At 64.2% G+C, this 25,034-nt stretch carries 20 protein-coding genes and 4 pseudogenes; 14 read left to right on the forward strand and 10 right to left on the reverse strand.

Going from position 1 to position 25,034, the window contains the following annotated elements; translation table 11 throughout:
- Positions 1-494: 494 nt before the first annotated feature.
- The 3 genes and pseudogenes from WT16_RS20175 to WT16_RS32040 all read left to right on the forward strand — a co-directional run.
- Entirely contained in the window at positions 495-1,049 is a 555-nt protein-coding gene (locus WT16_RS20175; RefSeq protein WP_231892087.1) for a hypothetical protein, read from the forward strand.
- Entirely contained in the window at positions 1,046-1,489 is a 444-nt protein-coding gene (locus WT16_RS20180; protein ID WP_063534060.1) for a hypothetical protein, read from the forward strand. Before WT16_RS20175 ends, WT16_RS20180 begins: the two co-directional genes overlap by 4 nt.
- Before the next feature lie 402 nt (positions 1,490-1,891).
- A pseudogene (locus WT16_RS32040) lies at positions 1,892-2,104 on the forward strand (c-type cytochrome); the annotation flags it as partial.
- Positions 2,105-2,115: 11 nt separating this feature from the next.
- Here the strand turns inward: WT16_RS32040 and WT16_RS20190 are convergent.
- Positions 2,116-3,180: a rod shape-determining protein gene (locus WT16_RS20190; RefSeq protein WP_009914569.1), complete on the reverse strand. Its 1,065-nt coding sequence runs from the start codon at positions 3,178-3,180 to the stop codon at positions 2,116-2,118.
- A gap of 296 nt (positions 3,181-3,476) precedes the next feature.
- On the opposite strand from WT16_RS20190, the gene WT16_RS20195 reads away from it, so the two are divergent.
- Positions 3,477-5,930 carry a patatin-like phospholipase family protein gene (locus tag WT16_RS20195; protein WP_059931634.1) on the forward strand — a complete coding sequence of 818 codons (2,454 nt, stop codon included), beginning with the start codon at positions 3,477-3,479 and terminating at the stop codon, positions 5,928-5,930.
- Between the two features lie 83 nt (positions 5,931-6,013).
- On the opposite strand, the gene WT16_RS20200 is transcribed toward WT16_RS20195, so the two are convergent.
- From WT16_RS20200 to WT16_RS33855, 3 genes are all read right to left on the reverse strand, one after another.
- The gene (locus WT16_RS20200) at positions 6,014-7,129 is read right to left on the reverse strand and encodes an ATP-binding protein (protein WP_063534062.1); all 1,116 of its coding nucleotides are present in this window, start codon (positions 7,127-7,129) and stop codon (positions 6,014-6,016) included.
- A 312-nt stretch (positions 7,130-7,441) separates the two neighbouring features.
- Entirely contained in the window at positions 7,442-8,152 is a 711-nt protein-coding gene (locus WT16_RS20205) for a response regulator (protein ID WP_006027700.1), read from the reverse strand.
- A 7-nt stretch (positions 8,153-8,159) separates the two neighbouring features.
- Positions 8,160-8,609, reverse strand: coding sequence for a hypothetical protein (locus tag WT16_RS33855; RefSeq protein ID WP_156521474.1), 450 nt, complete (start codon positions 8,607-8,609; stop codon positions 8,160-8,162).
- Between WT16_RS33855 and WT16_RS32055 the strand changes: the two are divergent.
- Positions 8,497-8,847 (forward strand): annotated as a pseudogene (locus WT16_RS32055) (glutaminase); the annotation flags it as partial. The gene WT16_RS33855 and the pseudogene WT16_RS32055 overlap by 113 nt on opposite strands.
- Before the next feature lie 370 nt (positions 8,848-9,217).
- Here the strand turns inward: WT16_RS32055 and WT16_RS20210 are convergent.
- The gene (locus tag WT16_RS20210) at positions 9,218-9,784 is read right to left on the reverse strand and encodes a TlpA disulfide reductase family protein (RefSeq protein ID WP_009914560.1); all 567 of its coding nucleotides are present in this window, start codon (positions 9,782-9,784) and stop codon (positions 9,218-9,220) included.
- A complete protein-coding gene (locus WT16_RS20215) occupies positions 9,774-10,841 on the reverse strand; it encodes a transporter (RefSeq protein WP_059931628.1) in 1,068 nt (355 codons plus the stop codon). The genes WT16_RS20210 and WT16_RS20215 overlap by 11 nt, the downstream gene beginning before the upstream one ends.
- Before the next feature lie 232 nt (positions 10,842-11,073).
- Here WT16_RS20215 and WT16_RS20220 point away from each other — a divergent pair.
- The 8 genes and pseudogenes from WT16_RS20220 to WT16_RS20255 form a co-directional block, all read left to right on the forward strand.
- Positions 11,074-11,885 (forward strand): IS5 family transposase gene (locus tag WT16_RS20220; RefSeq protein ID WP_197486474.1). Its coding sequence is split into 2 segments (ribosomal slippage): positions 11,074-11,422 and positions 11,422-11,885, totalling 813 coding nucleotides; the frame shifts between segments, so codons are not numbered across the junction.
- A gap of 147 nt (positions 11,886-12,032) precedes the next feature.
- Complete coding sequence (locus WT16_RS35065) at positions 12,033-12,407, forward strand: hypothetical protein (protein ID WP_231892088.1); 375 nt, start codon at positions 12,033-12,035, stop codon at positions 12,405-12,407.
- A 742-nt stretch (positions 12,408-13,149) separates the two neighbouring features.
- Positions 13,150-15,285, forward strand: coding sequence for a polysaccharide deacetylase family protein (locus WT16_RS20230; RefSeq protein WP_063534063.1), 2,136 nt, complete (start codon positions 13,150-13,152; stop codon positions 15,283-15,285).
- Between the two features lie 88 nt (positions 15,286-15,373).
- Complete coding sequence (locus WT16_RS20235; RefSeq protein ID WP_063534064.1) at positions 15,374-16,609, forward strand: S53 family peptidase; 1,236 nt, start codon at positions 15,374-15,376, stop codon at positions 16,607-16,609.
- A complete protein-coding gene (locus WT16_RS20240; protein WP_231892089.1) occupies positions 16,599-18,359 on the forward strand; it encodes a c-type cytochrome in 1,761 nt (586 codons plus the stop codon). Before WT16_RS20235 ends, WT16_RS20240 begins: the two co-directional genes overlap by 11 nt.
- A 102-nt stretch (positions 18,360-18,461) precedes the next feature.
- Complete coding sequence (locus WT16_RS20245; protein ID WP_156521475.1) at positions 18,462-19,082, forward strand: SCO family protein; 621 nt, start codon at positions 18,462-18,464, stop codon at positions 19,080-19,082.
- Between the two features lie 477 nt (positions 19,083-19,559).
- Entirely contained in the window at positions 19,560-20,483 is a 924-nt protein-coding gene (locus WT16_RS20250; RefSeq protein ID WP_015603249.1) for a glutaminase, read from the forward strand.
- A gap of 316 nt (positions 20,484-20,799) precedes the next feature.
- Positions 20,800-21,236, forward strand: a pseudogene (locus WT16_RS20255) (immunity 52 family protein); the annotation flags it as partial.
- A 19-nt stretch (positions 21,237-21,255) separates the two neighbouring features.
- Here the strand turns inward: WT16_RS20255 and WT16_RS35675 are convergent.
- The 4 genes and pseudogenes from WT16_RS35675 to WT16_RS33860 all read right to left on the reverse strand — a co-directional run.
- Positions 21,256-21,378 (reverse strand): annotated as a pseudogene (locus WT16_RS35675) (DNA adenine methylase); the annotation flags it as partial.
- Between the two features lie 93 nt (positions 21,379-21,471).
- Positions 21,472-22,194 (reverse strand): ribonuclease T2, encoded by a 723-nt coding sequence (locus tag WT16_RS20260; RefSeq protein WP_015603090.1) that lies wholly within the window; start codon positions 22,192-22,194, stop codon positions 21,472-21,474.
- A 170-nt stretch (positions 22,195-22,364) separates the two neighbouring features.
- Positions 22,365-23,459, reverse strand: coding sequence for a dimethylsulfone monooxygenase SfnG (sfnG, locus tag WT16_RS20265; RefSeq protein ID WP_006027712.1), 1,095 nt, complete (start codon positions 23,457-23,459; stop codon positions 22,365-22,367).
- Positions 23,460-23,612: 153 nt separating this feature from the next.
- Entirely contained in the window at positions 23,613-23,792 is a 180-nt protein-coding gene (locus tag WT16_RS33860) for a hypothetical protein (RefSeq protein WP_006027713.1), read from the reverse strand.
- 39 nt (positions 23,793-23,831) lie between these two features.
- On the opposite strand from WT16_RS33860, the gene WT16_RS20270 reads away from it, so the two are divergent.
- A complete protein-coding gene (locus WT16_RS20270) occupies positions 23,832-25,034 on the forward strand; it encodes an efflux RND transporter periplasmic adaptor subunit (RefSeq protein WP_063534065.1) in 1,203 nt (400 codons plus the stop codon).

Raw genomic sequence — 25,034 nt, forward strand, 5'->3', positions numbered from 1 at the left:
ACTGCGCGGTTTTCGGATGATCGCGGGTCTTTCTGGAACGCGGGCAGTTCAAGTTGCCCCTTCCTTGTTATCGAAAAACAGATGTCGAAGGAAACTGCTTGGCACTGCATCCGGCCACATGTCGGCGGCCGGACACTTCAAAAAAACGAAAATCGGAAAACCCGTGAAGACGCGAACGCTGCTCGATCAGGCGAACGGCATGGCGACTCCCCCTTATGGCGGCGACATCTCGAATTAGTCTAGTTAATGCGGATGACGACTTGTCGAAAGGCTATATCAAAGAATCGGGCCATGCAAAAATTGCGTTCAAACCATGTTCATGGCTGACAAACAGCCAACTCGTTCACTTCTTAATTTTTTTCCATTTCATTTCGCATCTCGAATAATGACTCATCACACCATTCCGATTGATCTGCCTCAACTCGGAAAGCCTGCCGTCCGACACGATGAAAGCGGAACCTGCCAAATGAACGGAGGCCATGATGGAAATTTCAATGAGGGATCTGCTGACCGTGCTGCACGGCATGGGCTTCGGTGCGCTGTTCATGCTCGCGTTTTCCGGCGCGATCGCCGAGGTCTACCGGATGTCTGCGCCGGGCGCGCCCGAGGTGCCCACGCCGCGCGAACATCGGCTGTTGATGATCTATCTGTCCGCGATGGTGATCCTCGCGTGGGCAACCGTGTTCTCCGGCGCATACGTCGTCTATCCGTGGTATCGCGCCGTGCCGCCCACCGGCCTGACCGATCTCGCGAACTACCCGCAACGCCTGTTGATGTCGAGCCGCAACACGTCGGGCTGGCACAGCCTCGGGATGGAGTGGAAGGAACATGTCGCGTGGCTCGCGCCGATCGCGATGACGATGGTCGCGTACGTATTCGGCAAGTATGGCCCCGCGCTCAGCCGGCAACGGCAGATTCGCAACGCCGTGCTGACGTTCACCGTCGTCGCGTTCGTCGCGACCGGCGTCGCGGGTGTATTCGGCGCGTTCCTGAACAAGTACGCGCCGGTTCGCGGCGGCACCGCCATCCATCTCATGACGGGAGAATGAACATGCCTACCTCGCATCCGCGCACTGCGACGCCGAACACGACCGGCGTCGACCAAAATCAGTCATCCGTATCAAGCGAGTCGGCGGCCACGTCGCGCGCGAGCGCGCCCGCTTCCTCCGGCGCGCTGCCGAACGGCCCGGCCGCCGCCGCGATTCTCGCAGCGGGCATCGGCTGCTTCGCCGTCGGGCTCTTTGCGCTCGCCGGCGATGCATTCCGCCCGGTTGCGCATTTCTTCACGTTCTACAAGCCAACCGGGCCGCTCTCGGGCGTGACGACGAGCGCGATCGTCGTCTGGCTGCTGTCGTGGGTGGCGCTGTCGCGCCTGTGGAGCGCGAAATCGGTCGCGCTCGGCCGCGTGACAGCCGTCGCGTTCGTGCTGCTGACGTTCGGCATCCTGCTGACCTTCCCGCCGTTCATGGATCTGCTGCAGGGCAAGTAGCCGCACGCTTGCCGAAGGGAGTCTCGCGCTCTCTTCGGCGCGCGCGGCGCGCCGCGTCGGCAAAGCGTATCGGCGGCGAGGCGCGCGATTCCACTTGGTCCATCTGATTCACATCAATTTTCGAAACGGCGGCAATCCTAAACTCGAATCGTCGATATCGATCGATGCGAGAAACGATTAGCTGGCATCGCGACGCATTCCATAAATTCGAAATAATTCCGAAAGGAACAAGAACAACCACAACGAATATCGGTAAACAACACCGGCTTCAATGCAAGACAAAAAGAGCGGTCGCTGAGCAAAGAACCGATCGGCACATGTCAGAACGATCGACAACAAAGGGGAGGCGGTATGTTCAATCATATCCGCCGCGGTTTCACCGCAATGCTTGCATATCCGTAGATGTCGGTCGCCGCGCTCGCCGGTTGGCCCGCCGGCTCCGCGCACGCGCAGGACGGCGCACGGCTCGCCGCGCAGCTCTGCGCCGCTTGCCACGGCCCGCACGGCCGCAGCGAATCGCCGATGTTTCCGCGGCTCAACGCGCAAACGAACGAATATCTGACCGCGCAGTTGAAGGGCTTTCGCGAGCACGCGCGCGGCGAGACCGACGCGCGCGATTCAGCGAATCAGCGATTCAGGCCGAAATCGCCCGCGTCTTCGTCGCCGGCGTCGAACCCGCCCCGCCCCATCGCCTCGCCGGCGCCGCGCACCGCGCAGGTGAGCGGATCGTCGGCGACCCGCGCGGCGAGCCCGGTCTCGTCGCGCAGCCGCTTGCCGAGATTCGCGAGCAGCGCGCCGCCGCCCGTCAGCACGATCCCGCGATCCGCGATGTCGGTGATCAGCTCGGGCGGCGCGTTCTCGAGCGCGCTCTTCACCGCGCTCACCACCTGGTTCAGCGGCGCGGCGAGCGCATCCGCGATGTCGTGATTGCTGAGCTCGATGGTTCGCGGCAGGCCGTCCGCGACGCTGCGCCCGACCGCGTGGATCGATTCGCGCGGCACCCGGCGGCTCGCGGTGCCGATCGCCTTCTTCACGTGTTCGGCCGTGTGCTCGCCGAGCAGCACGCCGTACAGGCTCCGGACGTGATTGACGATCGCCGCGTCGAACTGGTCGCCGCCGACGCGAATCGCCTCGCGATAGACGATGCCGCCGAGCGCAATCACCGCGACCTCGGTCGTGCCGCCGCCGATGTCGACGACCATCGATCCGACCGCCTCCGATACCGGCAGCCCCGCGCCGAGCGCGGCCGCGAGCGGCTCGCTGATCAGGCTGACCCGCGACGCGCCCGCCGCGAGCGCCGCTTCGCGGATCGCGCGCTGCTCGACCGCCGTCGCGTTCGACGGCACGCAGATCGTGAACTCGACGCGCCTGCCGAACAGCGAGCGCGCATGCGACATGCCGACGAACTGCCGCATCATCTGCTCGGCCGCGTGATAGTTCGCGACGACGCCGTGCCTGAGCGGCCTGACGGCTTCCAGATGCTCGGGCGAGCGGCCGAGGAGCGCCTTCGCCTGCTCGCCGACCGCCTCGACGCGCGCCCTGTCGGCCGGGCCGCCCCGTTTGCGGAAGCAGACGACCGACGGCTGATTCAGCACGACGCCGCGATCGCGGACGTAGATCAGCGTGCTCGCGGTGCCGGGATCGACCGCGACGTTGTGCGCAAAGAACCTTCCGAGAAAGGGTGCCGCCATCGTGAAGCCTCTATTGAATCAGGTGGAAGGATTCTGTGGATGCGCCTGCGGCCGCCCCCGGGGCCGATCGCCGGCGACGAGCGCAATCCACTCAGTCGCTTAGCGGCAGGATGCCTGAATACTTTAGGAGATTTCATGAATTTTCTATAGCGCGGCAGGCCGCCGTGCGCGCGCGCGGCCCGCGCGAACCGCGGCGACGCGTGGTCGCGCCCCGACAAAAGCGGTACTCTCTCGCTTTTGCCGATTCCGCATCGGCGCTCCCGACCGTTCAGTCCGATCACACCCAAGCAACGATAATGACGGCGCTCGCCTCTTCCGCCCGTCCGGGCCTTCGCGTTCCCGGCCTCGTGGCCGCCCTCCTGTTCGTCTGCGCCGCGACGGGTGCCTCGGCGGCCGCGCCCGTCGCGCCCGTCGCGGCCGCGTCGCCGGCGCCGGCGACGCCCGCCTCCGCCATCTCGGATGCAACCGACGCTTCGGCGTCCGCACAAGCCGCGCCGGCCGCCGCGGAGGCGTCCGTTTGCACGGCGGACGGCGGCAGGCCAGGCCGGCCGGCGATCGGCCTCGTGCTGTCGGGCGGCGGCGCACGCGGCTACGCGCATCTCGGCGTGCTGAAGGTGCTCGAGGCGAACCGGATTCCGGTCGACTGCATCGCGGCGACGAGCATGGGCGCCGTCGTCGGCGGGCTGTACGCGACCGGGATGACCGCGCAGGAGATGCAGCGGCGGCTGTCGCAGGTGAATCTCGCCGACATCGCGTTCGACGTGACCGAGCGCGCGGACCTGCCGCAGAAGAAGCGCGAGGACGAACGCCTCTATATCGACAGCCTGACGATCGGCTTCGATTCGAAGGGCTTCAAGGCGCCCGTCGGGCTCGTGCAGGGCAACCGGCTGCAGGCGCTCCTCGCGAGCTGGACGGCCGCCGTGCCGACGAACCAGCCGTTCGACCGGCTGCCGATCCCGTTCCGCGCGGTCGCAACCGATCTGCAGACCGGCCAGAAGGTCGTGCTCGACCACGGCTCGCTGCCGCTCGCGATCCGCGCGAGCATGGCGCTGCCGGGCCTCTTCTCGCCCGCCGAGATCGACGGCCGCGCGCTCGTCGACGGCGGGCTCGTCGGCAACCTGCCCGTCGACGCCGCGCGCAGGATGGGCGCGGACGTCGTGATCGCGGTCGACATCGGCTCGCCGCTGCGCCCGCTGAACGCGCTCGCGTCGCCCGCCGACGTGATGCAGCAGATGATCGGCATCCTGATCCGGCAGAACGTCGCCGAGCAGCGCAAGCAGTTGACGGCAAGCGACATCCTGCTGCAACCGGACCTCGGCAAGCAGACCTTCACCGATTTCCAGACCGCGAACCAGGCGATCGCCGCGGGCGAAGCCGCCGCCGTCGCCGCGCTGCCGCGGCTTGCGCGCTACGCGCTGTCGCCCGAGCAATACGACGCGTATCGGGCCGCGCACAAGCGGCCGCAGCAGCAACCGATCCGCATCACGTCGATCGAGATCCGCACCAACGGCGCGGCGGTGCCGAAGCGGGTCGTGCGCAACGCGCTGCGCGTGAAGCCGGGCGACGTCTACGATCCGCAGGCGGTCAGCGCCGACCTGTTGTCGCTGACGACGAGCGGCAATTTCGAGAACGTCACGCAGCAGATCGTCAACGAAGGCGACGAGCACCGGCTCGTGATCGACGCGCAGGAGAAGTACTGGGGGCCGAACTTCCTGCTGTTCGGGCTCGGGATGTCGAGCAGTTCGAGCGACGAAGGCGGCTTCAGGCTGCACGTCGGCTACCGGCGGCCGTGGCTCACGCAGTCCGGCCTCGAATTCCGCGCGGACACGACGCTCGGCAGCGACATGCAATCGGCGCACGTCGAGCTGCGCCAGCCGCTGTCGAACACGATCGGCTATTACGTCGCGCCGTACGCGGAATACTTGCGCCGCTATGCGAACGTCTACGACTCGAGCGGCGACATCAAGATGACGCAATACCGGCTGCAGACCGAGCGGATCGGCATCGACTTCGGCTTGCCGATCGGCCGCCTCGGCGATTTCCGGATCGGCCTCGCGTACGCGCACGGCACCGGCGCGCCGACCTACAACATACCGTTCGACATCGGCGACACGGTCCCGCAGCAAATACTCCTGTTCTCCGACTACACCGCGCGGGCGCTGAGCGCGCGGGCGCGGCTCGTCATCGACCAGCTCGACGACCCGCTGTTCCCGCGCAGAGGTTATTTCACGGAACTGCGCGTCGAGCGCTCGCTGTCGTCGAGCAGCGCCTTCTCGGACCCCGACTCCGGCGAGGATACGAGCAACGCGCCGTACACCGAGGTGTACGGCAAGGCGATGATTGCGCAGCAGTTCGGCCGGCATAGCCTCAGCGCGACCATCGAGGGCGGCAAGAGCTTCGGCGGCACCAATCTGATCAACCGGTTCAACTTCACGCTGGGCGGCTTCCAGCATCTGTCCGCCTATGCGGCCGACCAATTGAACGGCGACGCGCTGTTCTACGGGCAAGTCACCTACATGAACCAGCTTGCGACGTTCAATGCGTCGCCGATCAAGGCGCTCTATGTGGGCGCGAGCGCGGAAGTCGGCAACGTGTGGGCGGGCGGCGAGCGGATCGGCGGCGGCTCGCTCAAGCAGAGCTATACGCTCTTCACGAGCCTGACGACGGCGTTCGGGCCGGTGTACGTCGGCGTGGCGTTCGCGCCGGGCGGGCGGCGCAACCTCTACTTCCAGCTCGGCCGCACGTATTGAGCCGGGCGCCGGCCGGGGTGACGCTCCGGCGCGAATCCGTCCGTGGTGCGCCGCGCGCCGCGAACGCGCGCCCCCGCCGCGCGTCAGACCGGCCAGCTCATCTCGAAACGCGCGCCCGGCAGCAGCAGCGGATCGACGACGGCAACGCGCCCGTTGTGCGCCTGCAGCACCAGCCGCGTGATCGCGAGCCCCAGCCCGTAGCCGGCCGTATGGCGATCGAGCCGCACGAACGCCTCGAAGATCCGCTCGCGCTCGTCCGGCGGCACGCCGGGCCCGTCGTCCTCGACATCGATCTCGATGTTGCCGTGGCGCATCCGCAGGCCGACCGCGATCCGCCCGCGCGCATGCTTGCTCGCGTTGCGCAGCAGATTGCGCATCGCATACGACATCAGCCGCTTGTCCATCTTCACGCGCAGATCGGCGGGCACCGCGACGCGCGCGTCGAGCGTCTTGCTCGGATACAGCAGCGCGGCGTCGGCAACCTGCTTGTCGAACCACGCGACGAGCACCGTCAGCTCGAGATTCGACTGCAGCGAGCTGTACTCGAGCCGCGCGTATGTGAGGCTCATGTCGATCAGCTCGTCGAGCTCGGACACGTCCTGCTCGATGCTGTCGATCGCGTTCTGATACTCGTCGGCCGACCCCGGCTCGCGCAGGCTCTCGAGCGCGAAGCGCACGCGCGCGAGCGGCGTGCGCAGCTCGTGCGAGATGCCGTTCGTCAGGTCGCGCTGCGCGGCGATCAGGCGTTCCATCCGCATCGCGAGCGCGTTCAGCGTGCGCGCGAGCGGCCCGATGATCACGCTGCGCGATTCGCGCGCGCGCGTGTTGAAGCGGCCGCCCGTGAAGTCGATCGCGCGCTCGCGCACCATCACGAGATCCGACCAGACGGGCCGCATCCACCGATAGCCGGCGAGCGCCGGCACCGCGAGCACGAACGCGGCGAGCGGCAGCGCGCCGCCCGGCAGCGCATCGAGCGCGCGCCACACCACATGCGGCCCGAGCGCCGAGCAGAGCGCGGCGATCGTCCCGCCGACCGTCACCAGCACGAGGCCGACGAGATGCAGATAAGTCCGCAGATAAAGGCGCGACCAGCTCGGAATGCGGTCGGCGCGCGTGTCGGTCCACGAGCGGCGGAAATGCAGCCAGCGCCATTTGCAATAGCGGAACGGGGACAATCGGTGCGCTTGCGTGCTGTTCATGATCGTGTCGAGAATGTGGGGGAATCGGCGCCGTCAGTCATCGGGCGGAAACCGGCCGGGCCTGTATCGGCCTGATCGGCCGGTCGGGACCGTCGTTCGGCCGACGCGCGGCCGGCTCGTCTGCCGCATGGGTCGTCTATCGCGCCAACGCCGCGGCGTTTCGCCGAGTAAAACCGCGGCAAATGTCCGGGCGCAGTCGGAGCGCCATGCTGCGCTGCATCTCGTTCGGCGTGGCGCGGCACGCGCGCCAAACGAAGTGCGAGACGGAAGCCGAGCCGCGCGCGACGCCGGCCGTGCACCTCGACGCGCCGCTCACTCCCACGCGTTCTTGCTGAATTGATACCCCTTGCTGCGAATGGTCTTGATCCGCTGCGGGCAGCTCGCGTCGTCGCGCAGCTTGCGGCGCAGCTTCGAGATCCGCCCGTCGATGGTCCGGTCGAGACCGTCGAATTCGACGCCGCGCAGTTGCAGCATCAGATCGTCGCGGCTCACGACTTCGCCCGCATGGCAGACGAGCACCCACAGCAGGTCGAACTCGGCCGACGTCAGCTCGGGCGTCGTGCCGTCGGGCAGGCTGACGGTCCGGTTCGTCCGGTCGATCGTGAACTGGCCGAACGTGTAGCTCTCCGGCTGCCCGAGCGCGCCGTCCGCCTGCCGCGCCGGCGCGCGGCGCAGTTGCGCCTTGATCCGCGCGAGCAGGATGCGCGGCTCGACCGGCTTGTGCACGTAGTCGTCCGCGCCGAATTCGAGGCCGAGCAATTCGTCGAACGGCTCGTCGCGAGCCGTCACCATGATGATGACGCCATCGTAGTGCTCGCGCGCCTCGCGGCAGATCTCGAAGCCGTCCTTGCCGGGCAGGTTCACGTCGAGGATCACGAGATCGGGGCGTCCCGTCAGAATCGCGTCGACGGCGTCGTCGCCGTTCAGCACGGTGTCGACGACGTACTCGTGCTTGCGCAGGTAGCCCGCGATCAGCGTGGACAGGCGATTGTCGTCCTCGACGAGGAGAATCCGGAAAGGCATGGGCAAATCAGTCGATATGGAAGCCAAATATTATTTGAAACAAGGGCTTAGCGCGAACGAGCGAAACTGACGCGCCAACTTTGTAAGATCCTGAAACATTTGGAATGATACTGCGACGCGCGCCGGCAGACGAACCTCTCGTATCCGCCCCCGTGAAAATCGCGCGTCGGCCGCCCGCCCGCAGCCGCCCGCAGCCGTTACGCTCGCTGCGCCGCAGATGCTTGACGAATCGCCGCCGAGAAGGTTCCATACGGGCTCGCTTCACACCCGCGCGCCGCGCACCGATTCGATGAAATACCCAGCGATCCTCGAACGCATTCACGCGGAACTCGCCCCCTGGATCGGCGCAGGCCGCGCTCTTTCTCGCGAACGGCGGCGGCGCGCCCGCGACGGGCGCGCGGATTCTCGATCCGAGCTCGGCGAAGCGGCTGTCGGCGCTGATGCTGACCTGCGGCACCTACGACGCCGCGGGCGACTTCGTCTACCGCGTCGGGCTGCCGGCGAAGAGCGGCGTGGGCGGCGGGATCGTCGCGGTGCTGCCGGGCGAGATGGCGGTGTGCGTGTGGTCGCCGGGGCTCGATCCGAACGGCAATTCGCTCGCTGGCACGCTGGCGCTCCACTCATATAATTGTTGGCCGGCCACTTCTTTGCCTCAGGCTGGATTGAGCAGACACCAGAAAAGCAATACAAACTGAACACCAGCGCGGCTAAAGCAATTCGCACGATGATCGAGCTTGTCAAACAGGGATATCGAGCACCTCGCGTTATAGAAGCGCTCAACGAAATGGGCTTAGCATTAACGCCCGGACGTCCCAATCACGTCGACCGCGTTCGAAATATCGTCTCCAAGCGGGCATTGACCGGCAAGCGGTCATGCCGTTGATAGAGCTTGATAGAGTAGATCGCCGAATGATTCACGCTTCGTTTCATCTCGCTCTCATCGAATGACCGCTTGTGTTTGAGGGATGGCGGACAATATCGCAATCACGAGCAAGAGCGCACTCAACATTGACGCCTGTCCACCGGAGCAGGACACCACAACGCCGAAGATGCTCAACATGCGACTTATCCATGTAAGAGCGGCGTTACGACGCGCTCGAGGCGATCGGCTGTCCACGAGGGCTTAGGATCATCCCAGCCATTGTCGGCAAGGAGCCCGTTCCGGTCGATGGTGAAGCTCACCGGGATGCGCCACATTCGACCATAGCCGCCGGCGTATGCACTGCCCAGGAGGCCAACTGGAAAGCTCAATTTGGCCGCGACTTGTTGGACAGCCGCGAGACTGTCTGGCCCGTCCAGGCTGAAACCGAGCACTCGCAAGCCGTTCGCCGCATGATGCGCCGCGTATTCGGACAACAGCGGCAGTTCGATTCGACACGGCTCGCACCATGTCGCCCAGAACGTCAGAATGACCACGTTTCCACGCAAATCGTCGCTGGCGATATTTTGCCCGTCGAGCGTGTGCAAGACGAGGCCTGGCGCCGGACGGCCCACCGCCAGGCTGTTGGCCTGCGCCATCGGCAGCCACCCGCCGAGGCTGGCGCCCAGCGCGACCCCACCGGCCCCGCGCAGCCAATCCCGCCTCGACCAGCCACGCTTGGCGAACGGCGATTCCTCAACATCAGAATGCATAGCTCGCCCCGACGGTGCCAGACCAGCGCGGAAACAACTGATAGCCACTGAGCCGGCTATACAGCGACTTCTGGACGAATGCGTAAACATTCAGATTCTTCACCACATTCACCGTCACGCCAGGCGACAGATAGACAACCGTGCCGGCCGTATTGTCAGTGTCAGCGAGCGCGCCCTGGTCCGCACTCTTGCGGGTCACGTTGATCTGAAGTTGCGGGACGATCTTCGGATTCGCCTCATAGCGCAGACCGACGCTGACCGTCGCCTGATTGCCGGGACGGTAGTCCTGGCCAAGACCGTGAAGATTCTCGATCACAGCCGACTGGAATTGACCGTTGATGAACGCGTCGAAGTTCTGGCTCACCGGCTGGTAGTAGTACGCGCCAACGATGAGGTCAGTGCTGCCGGTACCCGGCTGCAAGCTGGTATCGAGCGCCTGGCCGCCTGCGCTGTTCGGGCCCGACGAGAAGAACACCGGACTGCGGCCCACGGCGGCTCCCGTTAGTGTATTTTGGCCGCCGTACTTCCCGGTAGGTAGCTTGACCCCGAGTTGAACGCCGAGATTGTGAGTCGGCAGGAAGCCCTGATAGCTGGCGATCAACTTAACGTCGCCGAGCCCACTGCTTGTTGCGCCGCTCAGATTGCCGGGGGTGAGTTGATCTGGCGTCGCGTTGCCGTAAGTCGAATGGCTGCGGTCGACGAATGGAATGATCGCGCTGAAGCTCCACTTCGCATTCGGGCTATAGTTGATGCCGAGGTTCCAGTAGCGGTTGATCGTCTGGTGTTCGACTTCCTGACTCCCGCCCGCCGCGTTGATTGCCGCCGGCACGTTGGGCGATACCGCACTCGTTCCGCTACGCAATTGGTTCTGCGGGATGTACGTGTAATCGAGGCTGATACGCCAGCCTGGCATCGCCGAATAGCCCATTGCGGCATCGGTACTTAGCGAGCAGCCGCAGGTCGCGCATGCATGGGCGGCAACAGGTATGGTCAGCCCCGTCAAGCAGGCGAGTGCAGCAAGTGCAACGTCGATATTTCGATTCGATTCGATTCGCATGTCTTTCCTCTTTGTGTCGTTTTGGCGCGCGCAATCGATCCGTCGTAGCGCGGACGCGTGGCGCGAACTGTTTCAGTGGCAATCTCGCGCCCAAGAGTCCCGCTCGATTTGGCAGGGCTTCTTGAAGTGGCTGAAAACGATTGACTTAGAACCCTTAACAAAATGAACGAAGGGGCTGTTAACCCTCGATGAATGCTGTTAACCTTTTCATTGTTTCGACGACGAAAAGGACATGGCCAAACCGATACTCGACGACGAATTGTGGGCACTCATCGAACCATTGCTGCCCCCTCCCAAACTACGGCGAGCCCGTTATCCGGGGCGCAAGCCGCTCGACAATCGTGCGGTGCTCACCGGCATTCTCTTCGTCTTACAAACAGGCCTGCGCTGGGACCTGCTACCTCGCGAGATGGGTTGCGGCAGCGGCATGAGTTGCTGGCGTCGCCTACGTGACTGGCAAGCCGCAGGCGTCTGGGAGCAGTTGCACGAGGTACTGCTTGCGCGATTGCGTGCAGCCGACCAAATCGACTGGTCTCGCGTCATCGTCGATTCCTCTTCAATCCGCGCTGTGGGCTCAGGTCAAAAACAGGACCGAATCCCACAGACCGCGCGCGACCCGGTTCAAAGCACCATCTCATCACCGAAGCTCAGGGCATCCCGCTCGCGGTGATTCTGACCGGCGCCAACCGCAACGACGTCACTCAACTTCAAGCGCTGGTCGAGGCAATTCCGCCAATCGGCGGCAAGCGTGGCAGACCACTATCGAAGCCTCGGGTCGTTCAGGGCGACAGAGGCTACGACCACGATAAATACCGACGTCCACTGCATGCCGCCGGCATTGCAACCGAAATCGCTCGACGTGGTCAGCCTCATGGTAGTGGGCTAGGCAAAACACGCTGGGTTGTGGAGCGAACCATCTCGTGGCTTCACAACTTCCGCCGACTGCGCATCCGCTTCGAACAGCTCGCTTTCATCCACGAAGCTTTCCTCAGAATCGCCTGCTGCATCATATGCTGGCGACACCTTCAAAAGTCATTCTGTTAACACCTCTTAGGCGAGGAACGGCGAATCCCGCGGGTGTCCTGCGGAGAATGCGTCACCGTCTACGAATGTAGACGGTACCGACGATTGGGCAATGCGGTACTTCCCGGTCCCCACCATCTGCGGCAAGGCGAGCGGCGGTGCCGGCACATGATGCGTAAGCAGATCGCAATATCCGCAAGCGCCGAGGTGAATCATGGCCACGTGATCTTCGGCGTCATGCCCCCCATCAACCGAGCAGGTCTGCGCAGACGGCAGCTCTCGATCAATAGACGCTATGCCATGACTCACGATCGGGGAAAAAACGATGAACCACATGGCAAGAAGGCCAAGCCAGGCGATCATTCGATTACGGCGACGAGCGGTCATGATGGCGGGCATCGCGGGAGCGACGGCATTTTAACGGAAACCAGAAATGCCGACGATACCGGCAAAACTGGCGGCGCAACGCGACATTTGATCGCATCGCTGATGTGCGTCAACACCCGTTCGGTTGGACCTATCCGTCAAAGAAATGAAGTATGAGCTTGCCGAACCACGCCAAGACCATCAGCGTCGCGCTGCCCGTCGGCGCTCGACAAGTACACGGTGCCCTGGGCGGCCGTAGCCTCCGACGATCATCGAAGCCAGCGCGGCTACATGTTCACGGTGAAATGACGAAGGCCGATGTTGCATACCAGCTCCATTTCTGACCCGTTCGTCACGTTTCGCGTCACTCGCACGTAGCCGTCCGATACCCTGCCTAGAGGGCATTCATCATACGATGTCAGCGGCTTCGCCATTCGCCGTACCGGCGGCACGCCGACATCGGCTCATTTCGCGAAGCGATGCCACCGCCTCGTCGCGCCCGACCTCGCCAGGTCTTCGCAGCATTGGATGTCCGCCTCCTCTCCGCGCATCACGTATCAGCATTGCGACATTTTTTGCCGACTCCGAAAGGCAACGGTATCCCCATGCGCCGGGCCTCCCGATGCAGCCGGCAAACGGCCGGGTTGGCACGTTGCTAGCTTCTTTCGACACGCTCCCAATGGCGAATTCGACGCGCGTTCGAGGACGACTGGCGATCCAGCACTTCCTGACGGAAGCCGTGACGCGCCGGTTTGTCTTCCGCTCGAAAAACGCCACGGGTCCGCAACGCGCCTATCGCTCCCTATCTTCGATTCGCTCGGCCGACGCAGTCTCTACACGTCACCGCCGAACGCATCCGGACGAAGCGCGTACCAGGAACGTTGGATATCACGTGTCGTCCCCCTGACAGGAGAGCACCATGCTGGTCAAGTCGATTCGATTCCTCAGGACGTGCCTGATCCTGTGTTCTCTATGTCTCGCCATCGTCCCCGGACGAGCAAACGCGGCGTCGAATCAGTTGCTGCTGCTGCTGCCGGACAACTTCACGCTCACCGATCCGCGCGTGTCCGCCTGGTTCGACGCGGCGTCGGAAGAAGGCTTGCAGCTTTCTGTCATGTACGACAGCCAGTTCGAACAGGCAGGCACGTCGCTCCAGGAGTATAGAGGCCTGATCCTGCCCGATCAGGTTCATACGGTAGCCGACGACGCGCTCGTGACGGCCATCCAGAACTACGTGCTCAACGGTGGCCACGTGATGCTGGTCTACGATTTCGGCGTCCTCACATCGACCGGCTTTTATTCCGTCCCGCAGTCGAGGTTCAGCTCGATGGCGGGCGTCAGTTACGTTCTCTACAATTCGCTGGGCGGCAACATGATCGGACTGGGGCCTGTGACAGGCATGGGCAGCACGTTGCGTACGCTCCAGGTTCCGCCCGGAAAGTCGATGACTTGGCCTACCAGCACGGGTTCGACCACGGCTACCGTCACAACGTCGGCGTCCGTATCCGTTGCCGCGTCGTCCGCTCAAGTGCTCTATCTGCGGCCGAGCCCGACCAATCCGGGCGGGCTTGCCGGCTACAACCACAACGCGTACTTCAACTACAAGACCGAGAACGGCCTCGCAACCAACATCAGCCTGAATCTCGGCCGCGTGTCCAAAGGAGCGAAGGTCAAGTCCGGCACCTATACCGCGACGTCGACCAAGAGCAAGACCGCATCGACACCGACGACTTCCACCGGAACATCCGCGCTCGCCACGACAACGACCGCCGCGACAACGGACGTGCTCGAAGGCATCTCGGGCTACGTGTACGGCTTCCTCACGTATCCGAGCTTCGTCACGCAGGGCACGTACAGCGGCACGGCCTTGCTGACTTCGCCGAACTTCGGCCTCGTCGCCGGCTACAACCCGTACGGCAGCGGCGGCGTGCTGTTCGTGAACATGCCGCTCAGCTACCTCGAAGGGCAGACCGACGGCATGCCGCTCCACGGCTTCCTGCACTACTTCACGACGAGCGTGTTATCGATGCCGCATCTGTCGCTCGAACCGAAGGCGCAAGCGGGGATGGTGCTCAACTGGCACTTCTGCGCGGAAGAAATGATCCAGCCGGCGCTATACCTGAAGTCGCTCGGCATCTGGAACAACGGTCCGTTTTCGATCGTCGTGACGGCTGGCCCCGACGATGCCGCAATAGGCGACGGCCTCGGCATCAATCTGACCAACAACACGCAGGCAGAGCAGTTGATGCAGTATCTGCTCGGCCACGGACACAACATCGGCAGTCATGGCGGGTGGGATCACGACTACTGGGGCGCCAATGCGAGCGAGACCGATCAGAGCACGTTCCAGCAGTACCTCACGCTGAATCATCAGGCGGTGCAGTCGGTCACCGGCAAGCCCGACGTCGAATGGGCAGCGCCGGAAGGTAACACCCCGACGTGGGCCGCGACCTGGCTCGAGAGCAACGGCTATTCGGGCTACTACTTCACCGGCCACACCGGCATGGCGCAGACCCGCGCGTACCGCAACGGCGCGCTGCTGAATCCCGGCATCTGGGCGTTCCCGGTCATGCCGTTCGGCAAGTACGCGACGTTCGAGGAGTTCCAGGAGTTCGGCGTATCGACGACGGACGTCACGAACTGGTACGAGTCACTGATGAACTTCGTCGTCGCCAATCGCACGACCCGGCTCATCTACATGCACCCGCTCGGCGCGTCGTGGTACCCGAACATACTCGCGACCATCTTCAGCTATGCGAACACGCTGATCGCGACTGGGCAGTACAAGTGGTACACAATGGACCAGTTGACACAGTTCGACAGGCGGCGCCTGCTCGTCACATGGACGGCGACCGATACGGGCAGCGGTTGGTCGTTCAGCGCGTCACAGCCGACGAGCCTGCAGGACATGACGTGGCTGCTGCCGAAGAACGCTTATCAATTGCCGGTCGTGACCGGGGGATCCGCCACGGTCGTGACGACCGACCCGACCAATTGGCTCGTGATCGCCGGCGCGGGAACGGCCTTGACGTTCACGAGCGCCAAAGTCCAATAGCGCCGCGCAGAACGTGCGCTGACGATCGTCGATCCGTCGATCGAATGGTCGTCGGCGCCGCCGGGATCGCTCACGGCAGAGAAACGACATGGAACGACACTCGCTACGTCATTCGCTTGGCATGCTTACCGTAATGGCGACCCTCGCGCTCACGACGGCTGCGCCGTTTGCACAGCAAACGAATCGGCCGTCTCGCGGCTTCACGCGTCCGCCGTTCCATCTGCAACGACATACGGCCGCGAGCCCGGGCGGCCTTTCTCCGGCGCAGATCCGGAATTTCTACGGATTCGATCAGTTGCCGCGCGATTACCGCGGCAGTGGACAAGTCATCGCGATCGTCGACGCTTACGACAACCCCAACGCCGAGGCGGATCTCGACGCGTTCAGCCGCAACTTCGACCTGCCGCCCTGCAATGCGGCCAACCGATGCTTCGCCAAGATCTATGCCACAGCCGATCGAAGCCGTCCGCCCGCGGATGCCGGCTGGGCGCTAGAAAGTTCGCTCGACGTCCAGTGGGCCCATGCGATCGCACCCGACGCGAAGATCGTGCTGATCGAAGCGGCATCCAATGCCTTGACCGACATGATGAGCGCGGTAGCCACGGCGGTCGCGGCGCCGCCCGAAGGCGCCGGCGCGAAAGTCGTGTCGATGAGTTGGGGCGGCAACGAGTTTCTGTCGGAAACGCAATTTGACGGCCAGTTCACGAGCGCGAACGGCGTGTCGTTCGTCGCCGCGTCCGGCGACGGCGGGAACGCCGTCGACTACCCCGCCGCATCGCCGTATGTGCTCGGGGTCGGCGCGACGACGCTCGTCACCGACGCGAGCGGTCGTTATGTCGGCGAAACCGCGTGGTCCGGAAGCGGCGGCGGCCAGAGCGCAATCGAATCCGAGCCACCGTATCAGGCAAGCTATCGGATTCCGTTCGACTCGCCCGGCGTGCGAGGCGTGCCCGACGTCGCCTACGCGGGAGACCCGGCGTCGGGTTTCGCGATATACGATTCGTACGGCTACGGCGGGCAGCGCGGCTGGTTCGTGGTCGGCGGAACGAGCGCGGGCGCGCCTCAATGGTCGGGCCTGCTCGCGATCGCGAACGGCGTCCGGGTCCAGCGCGGCAAATCCACGCTGAATGCAGTCAGTGCCGTCGAAGCGATCCTGTACCGCATCGCGTCCGCTTCATACCAAACGACTTTCTACGACGTCACGAGCGGCGCGAACGGCACATGCGGCGCGTTGTGCGACGCGATGCCCGGCTACGACTACGTCACCGGGCTCGGACGTCCGATCGCCGGCAATCTGGTGCAAGCGCTGATCGATGCGCCGTGACGAGGATCTGCCCGAAAGGGTACTGCCGGAACACGTCGGAGAATCGAAACCGCCGCTGTCGGACCACGCCCGCTCGCAGGGCGGATTGCGTCGAACAGCCGGGGCCGCCACATTGGTCACTGCGCATCCGCCCGCCGTGCCCGCGCTCGTGCCGCTGTTCGCCCTGACGCTCGCGCTGTCCGCTGTCGTGACGGCGCGGGCGGACGGATCGCCGACAGACGACCCCGGCGAGGCGATCTATCGCAACGGAGTACTGAGCTCCGGCGCGCCACTTCAAGCGCTGCGCGAAGGCGGATTGCGCATGGAAGGCTCCGCGGTCGCCTGCGTCAACTGCCATCGGCGCAGCGGCCTCGGAGCCAAATCGGGATTCACGTCGATCCCGCCGATCGCCGGAACGTATCTGTTCAATCCGAGCACGCTGAGTGGCGAGCGTCCCGGCATGCCGTACGTAGAGAGCATGCGCAGCGATCGCGCCGCCTATACCGACGTGATGCTCGCCCGCGCGATCCGCAGCGGAATCGATGCACAAGGCCAACGCCTTGGCTACTTGATGCCGCGCTTCGCGTTGAACGACGACGACATGGCAGCGCTGCTTCGCTATTTGAAACGCCTCGATCCGCGGCCCGCGCCGGGCGTCACCGACACCGCCCTCCATTTCGCGACGATCACGACGCCGGACGCCGATCCGGTGAAGCGCCACGCAATGCTCGACGTGCTGCGGCACTACTTCGCCGACAAGGACGCATTCCCGACGGGCGCGGCCCCACCGCATCCGCCGAGCGACGCGCCAGCCTCGGTTCCGCGTCGCTGGCAACTGCATGTCTGGGAACTGGGCGGCGCGGCATCGACGTGGGAGGCGCAACTCGCTCGGCATCTGGCCGCCGAACCAGTGTTCGCGGTGATATCGGGGATGGGCGGGCGGACCTGGGCGCCCGTTCGCGCGTTCTGCGAACGCGCCCGTATTCCGTGCCTGTTTCCTAACGTCGAGGTACCGGCCGTCCGCAACGACGACTTCTATTCGATCTACTTCTCGAACGGTGTACTGCTGGAGGCCGGACTGATCGCCTCCGAAATCTCCCGGGGCAAACACGACGTCGCACCACAAACGGTCCACGAAGTGTATCGGGTCGGCGACAGCGGCGAAGCGGGCGCGCAAGCGCTCGCCACTGCCTTGCGGGCACGGGGATTCGACGTGTCTCTCCATGCGCTGATGCCAGCCGATCGCGTCGCGAGGGTGTTGAACGGCATCTCGAAAAACGATGCGCTCGTGCTGTGGTTGCGCCCCGCCGATATTGCGACGTTGGGTGACGCGGCGCCAACGCGAATGGTCTACATGTCCGGCATGGTGGGCGGCCTCGATCATGCGCCGCTGCCCGGCGGCTGGCGTGCGGTCACACACATCGCGTATCCGTTCGACATGCCCGATCGTGTGCGCCGACGCGTCGACTACATGCTCGACTGGGCAGCCACCAGGCACATCCCGATCGTCGATCAACAGATTCAAGCGGACACCTTCCTGGCGTGCGTGTTGCTCGAAGAAGCACTGGGCCACGTGACCGGAACCTACGTTCGTGACTATCTCGTCGAGCGCATCGAAGACACGCTCGAACAGCGCGTGATCACCGGCTACTATCCGCGCCTGACGCTTGCACCGGGACAGCGCCTCGCATCGAAAGGCGGCTACATGGTCCGCTTCGCGGACTCGAGCGGCACCCGCATCGTGGCCGACGGAGCGTGGACCGTCCCGTAAACGCCGATCCCGCCTAATTCACGGGACGATGATTCGCCGTGTTGCAATCGAGACGCCGAAGGCGACGACGATCTACGCGGCTCACCACTCAGGGAGACTGAAATGAACATGGTCGGGAAGCTTTCCATATTCGCCAACACGCTGATCGCGGCCGGCACACTCACGCTCATCGGACATCCGGCATCGGCTCAAGAAGACATGCATGCACATCATCACATGATGATGTCGAGCACGAAGACATCGACGGTGGCATACACTGTCCCGGCCGTGACGCTCGTACGCGACGACGGCAAGACCGTTGCACTGAAGGACGAACTCGACGACGGACGTCCGGTCGTGCTGACGTTCATCTATACCACCTGCACGTCGATCTGCCCGGTGATCAGTCAGACGCTGTCGCAGTTCCAGCACGAACTCGGCGCGGACCGCGACAAAGTCCATATCGTGTCAATTTCGATCGATCCGGAAAACGACACGCCTGCGCGCCTTCGCGAGTATGCAGCGAAGTTCGGTGCGGGACCGGAGTGGCAACACTACACTGGAACGGTGGCGGCGAGCGTTGTCGCGCAGAAAGCCTTCAACGTGTACCGGCAGGACAAGATGGATCACAACCCGGTCCTGCTACTACGTGCAACGCCGGGCAAATCATGGCTTCGGATCGACGGATTCGCGACCGCTGACGATCTACTGCATTTTTACCACTCGCTCATAGCATCCGATTAACCACCTTGATGCATGGCGCGAAACATTTTTCGAGTCAAGAATGGATATTCGCCACGTGTCAAGAATTAGCGTCGGAAACAACGATTGACGACACATGTGATGAGATGAATGAGTGCATAGGGATAACCGTAGGTGGTGACGAAATGTCCTCGATCGAATGAGGGCACCTCGTCAAGTTGCCATGACGGGGACCGACGATCTCGATTATTTTTGCAAGATGACGCCTTGGAACGTTGGAACAACCCGGCCGGCTGCGTGGGGTCATTCCAACTGCAATCACATTCGTAATGGAAACGGCGTCCACTGGACGCCGTTTCCACATCCACGCCGGGAACCCTGCCCGATGGCAAGCGTGGACAGCCAATATCGTCGAAAGGGCCCACGTGTCGTATGCATGAAATGCAGACGCGCAGGTTGAACGCCGACCGGCTGCGGTATCATCGCGGGCCGCGCTCAAGAGTTCTCGGACACGCATCCATGACCGAAACCAACTATCAGGAAATCCTCGAACGAATTCATTGCGACATCGAGCCGTTGCGCACGGCGGGCTGCGTTGCTGACTACATCCCGGAGCTTGCCAGCGTGCCTGCTGAGCGCTTCGGCATGGCCGTCGTCACCCTCGACGGCCGCGTGTTCTCCGTCGGCGACGCGCGCGAACGGTTCTCGATCCAGAGCATCTCGAAACTCTTTGCGTGTACCCTCGCCTTCCAGTTGCTTGGCGACTCGCTTTGGAAGCGGGTGGGCCGAGAGCCGTCGGGAACCGCTTTTAACTCGCTCGTCCAGCTTGAGAGCGAGCGCGGCATACCGCGCAATCCGTTCATCAATGCCGGGGCGCTCATCGTCACGGACGTCTTGTGCCGTCGGTTCGTCGGTGCTGAAACTGCGCTCGTCCAGTTCATGCGACGTCTGACTGGTGTCGCCGACCTCGACTATAACCTCCGCGTCGCGAATTCCGAGCTTGCCCACGCCGAACGCAATCGCGCGATGGCACACTTCATGGCAAGCTTTGGCAACCTGCACATGCCGCCCGAGGCGGTTATCGACGCCTATTGCCGCCAGTGCGCGATCGAAATGAACTGCATCGAGCTGGCGACTGCGGCCCTCTTTCTCGCCAATGCCGGCGTTGCCCCCGTTTCCGGCGAACGCATTCTCGACGCCAGTTCAACCAAACGCCTATCCGCCCTCATGCTGACGTGCGGCACATACGACGCGGCCGGCGACTTCGTGTATCGTGTCGGCCTGCCCGCGAAAAGCGGCGTAGGCGGCGGCATCGTCGCCGTGCTACCGGGCGAGATGGCCGTGTGCGTCTGGTCTCCCGGACTCGACGCAAACGGTAACTCCGTCGCCGGCGTTCAAGCGCTCGAACAGTTGACCACGCTTACCGGCCAGTCGATTTTTTGACGCCTGCATCGCGCATCATCGTCGGTTCATTTTCCCGAGCGCTGGCACGCTGGCGCTGGAATGGTTGACGACCTATTCGGGGCGGTCGATTTTTTGAAGCGCCGAGGTCGAGCGCGGCTCATCCGGCGCAATGGCGGCAGGTCAAATACCAACGGCAGAGCCGATGGCTTGCGATGAGCGCATCAAAGGCGCCCATAAAACCGTGGGCCCCCGGCGGCTTTTTCAAAGGATTCGACTCGATGCAAGCCACCACCGGACGACGGAGCGCAGCCGTGCGGGCCATCCCTCCAACACGATTGATGTGGTACTTCCAAACGCTAGCGACGACGGCGCGTCCCTATCGTGCCATGTCGAGGATAAATCCCGCCCTGACACATCAATCCTTCGCATCAAAGGTGAACGGTGGAACGCCTATACGGCCATTTCCGGAATCGGATCGAAAATGGTCGCGGTGTTCAGTCCAGCGCTCGCCGAAGTAAGCGCCGATGAGTACGCGGTCAAGCAGGTTTTCGACGACAAGCCCGGCTTGAGATGGATTCTCTACCTGCCGAAGATTCTTGCACCGCAGCAGACTCCGGAAGCGCGCGTCCTGATCCCCGTACCCGAAAAAGGCAAGCAGACCGGCACGATCATCGTCAGCGTGGCGGATGCCCCCTTTCTCGGTCGACAATCCCGAGCACGTGGCAATCGCGAACCGCATCGAGATGCCGGCTCGTCGACCAAGACCTGCTCCCCGCCTACGTCGATATCTGAACCATGCCGGCCGCACTCGTCAAAACAACCCGGCCGGCCCCGCTGAATCGTCCCGACTGAAAATGATCAGTCCGCGACGCTCGACGCCCTTTCCATCGCCTATCGCGTACCGAATCGGCACACTCTCTATGTGGAAACCCGAACGATCTCCCCGGCGATCGCGCCCACGCGACTTCGTCGGCTCGCGTCACCCGATCCGAACCGTTCCATCCGAACCGGGCACACGCAGCCGAGCCTACTTCGCGATATAGATCCCGGACGTCGGGCACGTGCCCTGCGTGCCCGCGTCGGTCACGAGCGACGCCGCGCTCGGGAACTGTGACGTCGCATCCGTCTTCACCGAGATCCACGCCTCGGTGAAATAGCTGACGTAGTTGACCTTCACGCACTTGAGCGACACCGCGCCGCGCGTGTTGCTGCCGAACGCGCCTTCGAACGCGTTCAGCAGTTGCGTCCGCGTCACGGTGCTGCCCGCGTTCGACTGGAGGAACGTGTTGAACGACGTCGTCGACAGGCGGCTCACCATCCCCGTCGCGTTGTTCCAGTACACATCGGCCGACGGCGCCTGCGCGCAGGTGCCGTGCTTGTACCACTCGTGCTTGTCGAGGCACGACGCGACGCCCGGCATGTACGTCGAGAGCGTCGCGAGCGTCGACGAGCCGACCGGGTACGCATCCATGCTGCACCACTGATGATTGTTGTCGAGGTCGATCTCGTTTTGCGGCACGCCGCAATAGAACGGCTGGTTGCCGTCGTAATTGTTCGGCCACAGACCATGCAGCGACAGGTTCGTCGACGCGTACGAGCCCGACAGCGTGCTGCATTCGGCCGCGCTGTGCGTCGCGCAGAAGCCCGGCTCCCACGACGTCGCGAGCAGCAGATAATCGTATGCGTTGGCGGTGTTGCAAGCCGACGCGACAGCAAACGCGCACGCGGCGCGCGCAAAGGTACGAAGCATACCGGCCCCCCTCAGTATGAACGCGGCGGCCTCGGGAGAGACGCCGCGATGTTGGTGAACTGTCGGGTGCCTATTGTGCTTTCGTCAATATTGCAGCGGTATGACTTCGCGAACGCGCGACGCTGCCCGCCGCGCGACGCCGCCGCACGACGGCCGAGCCGCTTCCCGCATCAGGCCGGCTGCGCGTCGCGCTGCCGCTCCAGCTCGCGCACGAGCGGCAACACGCGCTTGCCGAAATACTCGACGTCCTCCAGATAGTGCAGGAATCCGCCGAGCACGAGATCGACGCCGATCGCCTTCAGCGCGACGATGCGCTCGGCGATCTGCTCGGGCGTGCCGATCAGGTTGGTCCTGAAGCCGTCGTTGTACTGAACGAGATCGGCGAACTTCGAATCGGCCCACATCCCCTGCCCTTCGGGCGCGGCCTTGCCCGCCTGCTTGACCGCGTGGCCGAATGCGTTGACGGCGTCGACGTCCGCGTGGCGCACGATCTCGTCGAGCACGTCGCGCGCCTCGCGCTCGGTATCCCGCGCGATGATGAACGCGTTGACGCCGAACTTCACCTGCCGCCCCTGCGCGGCCGCCGCCGCGCGGATCTCGTCGATTTGCGCGCGATGGCCGTCGGGCGTGTTGCCGTTCATGAAGTACCAGTCCGACACGGCGGCCGCCATCCGGCGCGCGGCCGCCGAATTGCCGCCCTGAAAGACTTCGGGATGCGGCTGCTGCAACGGCTTGGGCTTCAGCGTGTAGTCGTTGAACCGGTAGAAGTCGCCCTTGAACGTGAAGTTGTCCTGCGTCCAGATGCCCTTCACCGCGCGGATGAACTCCTCGGAGCGGCGATAGCGCTCGTCGTGCTCGAGCCACGGCTCGCCGATCGCGGTGAACTCGCCCTTGAACCAGCCGCTCACGACGTTGATTGCGACGCGCCCCTGGTTCAACTGGTCGATCGTCGCGAGCTGCTTCGCGACGACGGCCGGATGCCACGGTCCCGGCAGGATCGCGGCGATAACCTTCAGGCGCTCGGTCGCCGCGAGCAGCGCATGGCTGAACGCGACGGACTCGTGCTGATATTCGGCGCCGTAGCCGGCCGTGAAGCGGATCTGCGACAACGCATAGTCGAAGCCGTTCTGCTCCGCAAGGCGCGCGAGGCGGCGGTTGTAGTCGATATCCCAGCTCGTGCGCTGCTCGATCTTGCTGACGACCAGGCCGCCGCTGACGTTGGGCACCCAGTAGGCGAACTTGAGGGGGTCCGGCTCGTGACTCATCGGATCGTTCCTTGATGCGTGAAGGGGACGGTGGAAATCCGGCGGCGCGCGGCGCGGCCGGCCGGTCGGCAATGGCCCTCGGACGCGCCGCTTCGCGCGGCGTCTGTCCCGGCGCATCGTAGGGCGGGCCGGCATGTCGGCCAACCAACGAATTCAGCTATCGATGCCCGCCGCCGCGAGATATGCAAATGACGCACGGCGGCGCGCGCAACGGCGGCGCCGCGCCCGCCCGCCCATGCGCCTGTCACGAACTGTCGAATTTTTGAGGAAATTTGTCGCCGCATTGAACCCGGCGCGCCTTTCCGTATTCCAATGGCCGGTTTGCATTTTCATTACAATTCCTCGCCTGCCACGCGTTATCGTTCACCTCTCATGAAAAAATCCCAACGCCGCTGGATCGCCGCGGCGGCCGGCATCGTCGTGCTCGTCTCGCTCGCGGCGCTCTACCAACGCTTCTGGTCGAAAGACAAGGCGCCGCATTACCTCGCCGCGAACGTCGCCCGCGCCGATCTCGAGAACGCGGTGCTCGCCACGGGCACGCTGCACGCGTTCAAGCAGGTCGACGTCGGCGCGCAGGTGTCCGGTCAGTTGAAGTCGCTGAAGGCGAAGCTCGGCGACAAGGTGAAGAAGGATCAGTGGCTCGCCGAGATCGATCCGGTGATCTCGCGCAACGAGCTGCGCCAGGCCGAGGCGAACGTCGAGAACCTCGTCGCGCAGAAGCGCTCGACCGCCGCGCAACTGAAGCAGGCCGAGCTCGCGTTCAGGCGGCAGCAGCAGATGCTGCCCGACGACGCGACGTCGCGCCAGGACTACGAGGCCGCGGCCGCGTCGCTCGACGTGCAGCGCGCGAGCCTCGTCGCGCTCGATGCGCAGATCCGCGCGGCGCGCATCAGGATCGAGACCGCGCGCGCGAACCTCGGCTATACGCGGATCGTCGCGCCGATGGATGGCGAAGTGGTCGCGATCGTCACGCAGGAAGGCCAGACGGTGATCGCGCAGCAGCAGGCGCCCGTGATCCTGAAGCTCGCCCAACTCGACACGATGACGGTCAAGGCGCAGGTGTCGGAGGCGGACGTGATCCGCATCCATCCCGACCAGGCCGCGTATTTCACGATCCTCGGCGAGCCCGACAAGCGCTACTACGGCAAGCTGCGCGCGATCGAGCCCGCGCCGCAGAACTTCCTCGACACGCAGAGCAGCCTCGGCGGCATGGGCGGCGGCGGCTCGTCGAAGACGAACGCCGCGGTGTTCTACAACGCGCTGTTCGAAGTGCCGAATCCCGGCCACAGGCTGCGCATCTCGATGACCGCGCAGGTGAACATCCTGCTCGGCACCGCGCGCAACGCGCTCAACATCCCCGTCGCCGCGCTCGGCGCGAAGGACAAGGACGGCACGTATGCCGTGCGCGTCGTCGGCGCCGACGACAAGGTCGCGACGCGCAAGGTCCGCACCGGCATCAACAACAACGTGAAGGTCGAAGTGCTGTCGGGCCTCGCCGAAGGCGAGCGCGTGATCATCGGCGATGCGGCCGAGCCCGCCGGCGCCGGCGCGGCCGCCTCCGACGCGAGGAACTGA

The organism is Burkholderia sp. MSMB1589WGS (genome assembly GCF_001636105.1).
Lineage (GTDB): Bacteria > Pseudomonadota > Gammaproteobacteria > Burkholderiales > Burkholderiaceae > Burkholderia > Burkholderia humptydooensis.